Source organism: Rhodococcus sp. FW305-130 (assembly GCF_058788335.1).
This window is the reverse complement of sequence record NZ_JBYTAP010000004.1, coordinates 1-1,439: the sequence shown is the minus strand read 5'-3', so window position 1 is coordinate 1,439 and position 1,439 is coordinate 1. Positions and strand designations below refer to the sequence as shown.

Sequence of the window (1,439 nt, the reverse complement as noted above, 5' to 3'; positions counted from 1 at the left end):
ACCTTGGCGGCCGGCGAAACGAAGACGGTGACGTATTCGGTGAAGGTCAATGCCGATGTGGTCGGTGGGGTGTTCGTGCTCAACTTCGTTGTTCCGGGGACGACTCCTCCGGTTGATCCTCCGGAGGTGTGTGATCCGGCGACTCAGCTGTGCACGACGCATCCGGTTCAGGTTCCGGGGTTCACGGTCGCGAAGACTGCGGATCCGGTCTCGGGTACCAATGTTGCTGCTGGTCAGACGATCACGTACACGGTGACGGGTGCCAATACGGGTAACACGACTCTTGATCCGGTGGTGTTGACCGATGATCTGTCGAAGGTTCTCGACAACGCGGCGTTGGTGGACGGTTCGCTCAAGGCGACGGTCGACGGTGTCGACGGTGCTGCTCCGACCCTCGAGGGCGCCACGCTCTCGTGGACGGGTGCACTCGAGGCGGGTAAGTCGGTTGTTCTGACCTATCAGGTGAAGGTCAACGACGGTGTTGCCGGCGGCGTTCTGGTCAACAACAAGGTCACCGGTACTGCGAAGCCGCCGACCGGTCCGGAGATCACTCCTCCGCCGGTCACGACCGAGCACCCGGTGGTGTCTCCGAAGATTGCTGTGGTGAAGTCCTCTGATCCGGTGTCGGGTTCGAATGTTGTTGCCGGTCAGGACATCAAGTACACGCTCACGTTCTCGAACACCGGTAACGGTGCGGGTGAGGTCGCGCACTTCGACGATCTGCGTGGTCTGCTCGACGATGCTGATCTGGTTGCGGGCAGCTTGAGTGCTGATGCTCCGTTGACTGCGACGATGGTCGGCACGGATGGTTTCTCGGTGACGGGGACCTTGGCGGCCGGCGAGAGCAAGACGGTGACGTACACCGTCACGGTCAAGGCTGATGCCGATCGCGTTGCGGCGAATGCCGACAACACGGTGCTCAACTTCGTTGTTCCGGGGACGACTCCTCCGGTTGATCCTCCGGAGGTGTGTGATCCGGCGACTCAGCTGTGCACGACGCATCCGGTTCAGGTTCCGGGGTTCACGGTCGCGAAGACTGCGGATCCGGTCTCGGGTACCAATGTTGCTGCTGGTCAGACGATCACGTACACGGTGACCGGTGCGAACACGGGTAACACGACCCTTGATCCGGTGGTGTTGACCGATGATCTGTCGAAGGTTCTCGACAACGCCGCGTTGGTGGACGGTTCGCTCAAGGCAACTGTCGACGGTGTCGACGCGACTGCTCCGACCCTCGAGGGCGCCACGCTCTCGTGGACGGGTGCACTCGAGGCGGGTAAGTCGGTTGTTCTGACCTATCAGGTGAAGGTCAACGACGGTGTTGCCGGCGGCGTTCTGGTCAACAACAAGGTCACCGGTACTGCGAAGCCGCCGACCGGTCCGGAGATCACTCCTCCGCCGGTGACGACCGAGCATCCGGTTCAGGTTCCGGGGTTCAC

General features: G+C 61.8%; 1 protein-coding gene. It reads left to right on the top strand.

Annotated features, from left to right (window positions below; translation table 11 throughout):
- Positions 1-1,439 (top strand): DUF7927 domain-containing protein (locus tag AC3WQS_RS13185; protein ID WP_492741485.1); only part of this gene is annotated, 1,439 nt, incomplete at both ends.